At 53.6% G+C, this 2,594-nt stretch carries 3 protein-coding genes and 1 pseudogene; 2 read left to right on the top strand and 2 right to left on the bottom strand.

What is annotated here, in order from left to right; all coding sequences use genetic code 11:
- The first annotated feature begins 109 nt into the window (after positions 1-109).
- Both F6X40_RS41210 and F6X40_RS41215 read left to right on the top strand, forming a co-directional pair.
- Positions 110-982 (top strand): ATP-binding protein, encoded by an 873-nt coding sequence (locus tag F6X40_RS41210; protein ID WP_222946312.1) that lies wholly within the window; start codon positions 110-112, stop codon positions 980-982.
- Positions 979-1,191 (top strand): KTSC domain-containing protein, encoded by a 213-nt coding sequence (locus tag F6X40_RS41215; protein WP_187631852.1) that lies wholly within the window; start codon positions 979-981, stop codon positions 1,189-1,191. Before F6X40_RS41210 ends, F6X40_RS41215 begins: the two co-directional genes overlap by 4 nt.
- 194 nt (positions 1,192-1,385) lie before the next feature.
- Here the strand turns inward: F6X40_RS41215 and F6X40_RS43760 are convergent.
- Both F6X40_RS43760 and F6X40_RS41225 read right to left on the bottom strand, forming a co-directional pair.
- A pseudogene (locus tag F6X40_RS43760) lies at positions 1,386-1,601 on the bottom strand (restriction endonuclease); the annotation flags it as partial.
- A gap of 41 nt (positions 1,602-1,642) precedes the next feature.
- The gene (locus tag F6X40_RS41225; protein ID WP_187631853.1) at positions 1,643-2,149 is read right to left on the bottom strand and encodes a hypothetical protein; all 507 of its coding nucleotides are present in this window, start codon (positions 2,147-2,149) and stop codon (positions 1,643-1,645) included.
- Positions 2,150-2,594 lie beyond the last annotated feature (445 nt).

The raw sequence follows: 2,594 nt of genomic DNA on the forward strand, positions 1-2,594 counted from the left end.
GACGACGGGGAGCTCCTCGGCGCGGCGTTGCGGCAGCGGTTCCGGGCTACGCCCTCCACCGCTGCCGCAACGCCAGTACTCTCATCCTGATTGACGCGCTGCTCTCATCTTGTTTGACGCGCGGCAGGGCACGGCAGGCCCGTTTCTGAATCAGGCCGCGAAGGGGATCAAGCGTCAATTAAACCTGCTGCGCTCCCGTTTGCTGGATCGGCGCTACGACTTCGTTCTTCATCCGGGCCCTTGGGAGCCAGACCTCAATGGCATATCTGAGGCGGATCTAGACAAGCTCCTTCAAGGATGGCTCGGACATGACCGACAATTGACCATTCTTGATCTATCCGGGGTTCCTAGCACGGTTCTGGTGCGCATGGTCGGCTCGATACTCCGAATCGTCTACGAAGCGCTGTTCTGGAGTCGAGAAAAGACGGAGGGTGGTGTACTGCGTCCATTGCTCGTCGTGATGGAAGAAGCACATCGCTATTTGAACGCGGATGGTGATCAAATGGCGTCAAACGTCGTTAAACGAATCGCGAAGGAAGGGCGAAAGTACGGCATCGGCGCGATGGTCGTTTCGCAGCGACCTGCTGAGGTAGATGAAACGGTGCTATCCCAATGCGGGACCATCGTGGCGCTCCGACTCTCAAACCCAGTTGATAGGTCCCGCGTTAAAGGCGCGTTACCAGACAACTTGGCCGGTCTCATGGACCTTTTGCCAGTTCTCCGCACGGGGGAAGCGATCATCGCGGGCGAAGCTGCGCGACTGCCGGTCCGCTGCCGAATTACTTTGCCGCAAGAAGCACACCAACCAAAGAGTGCGGACCCGAACGTTTCGGAAGCTTGGTCTACCCGGCGCATCGCCGAAGGATATGATCGGGTAGTCGCGTCATGGCGCGCTCAACGTACCATTGCGGTCGCTCGCGACATCCAAATCCGTCGTGAACCAGTCATTGACATTCCCAGCGATGAAGGAGAACAACAATGAACAGGGATGCAGTCGCATCTTCAAACATCTCGTCCATCGGGTACGATGAGCGCGCACAAACATTAGAGATTGAGTTCACTAACGGATCTGTCTATCAATACTATAACGTCGAAGCAACACTCTTCGAACAGTTGATGCAAGCTCCATCAAAAGGCCAGTTCTTGCATGTCTATATCAAGAACGCTTACCCGTTTTCGCGCGTCGGTTAAGCCCCTGCGTACCCTTCGTATATTTCTAAATGATCGCCATCTTCAGGGAACGGACTGGCGTGCCTGGTTCAGCAAGTCTCTCGGGGAATGACAACACGGCCCACTGACCATGCAGTAAATCAACTTCCGAAACGAGTAGATACCGGCCGCCGTGGTAACGTTGAGCGCTCCCTCGTGTTGAAAACAATACCTTGTTATCGGCGGAAAATCTCTTGCAACCATTCCTGGATGCCCACGAAGTCCTTAAGACTCATCTGGTGGGGGATGCGCCTCTGAAATTCGTGAGCCCCTTTAGTAAAAAACGAAGTCGTTGCGAGAATTCCTGCCGTGGCCTGCTCTGCTTGGACCACTCCATTGAGTTGTCGAATTAGTCCAACTCCCACGCGATTGTCTGGCGCGTACCTCTTGCACTCAACGACATAAAGGAAACATCAAGGGTGTTTAATATCCGTTAGGTCGCCAAGGGTAAGCCTGAATGCGCGTTGACGTCGTAGTATTCGATCGGCCCATATTGGCACTCGAAACCAGCTACGACAGCTGCTGCGCAGATCCGATCAATAAACGCTTGAGTGTTCAGAACGATAACGAACGAGTCGCCGAACGCAAAATTCCTCTCATCGACGGAGAAACCATCTCTCGGGTGTCCAACTGCAAACATACAAAAGATATTGTGGCAAGACCGGCCAAAATTGAACAGAACCGGCCCAGCCAAATCCTCCGGTTTTATCCAAAGAACTTTACCGTCATCAACAGCTTCGACACGAATATGCGCAAAATCATGTGGTTGTTGAATTTGATCCGTGCCTTCGAAGCGATCCGTTCTAACATGGTCGTCTTCGAGTTTTGAAAAATAGTCACTCGAATTCATGTACAACAGACCCTCGTGACGGAAAGATTCGATGTGCTGGCGTTGCCCAAATTTCAAGAGTATTCGGAAATCTCGCTTTACCTCATACATTGACTACTTCCTTTAATTAAAATCGGTCTTCGGTTTTGCGACTGGTCTCGCACTGATCATATCGGGAGAGACACAATCTGTACACGACCCTGTGCGCAGCAGTAGGTGGGGACACGACTGGGGCGCATGGGTCCGTTGTCTGGGGTGAAGCCGACGTCCGAATGGCCGCGTAAAAGCGCGAGCCAACGGCCGTAGGCGGCCGAACCCGGAAGTTCATTGCCGGTCGACGCGCGGCGTGACCCACTCAACTTGCGAACTTCCGTAGCCGACGCTGACTGGTCCTTTGAAGATCCCAGCAGCGGGCATTGAAAGATAAAACGTATCCGTCAGCGTAACCCGTCAGAAGTGGAAATTTAGTACGAGACCAACAACGCCGCGAGAGATCAGGACGAGGTGAGCGAGATCCCGCTGCGACAGTGCGACGGCTCTCTGGATGTCAGAACGC

The sequence above is a fragment of the Paraburkholderia sp. UCT31 genome, assembly GCF_014397655.1.
GTDB lineage: Bacteria > Pseudomonadota > Gammaproteobacteria > Burkholderiales > Burkholderiaceae > Paraburkholderia > Paraburkholderia tuberum.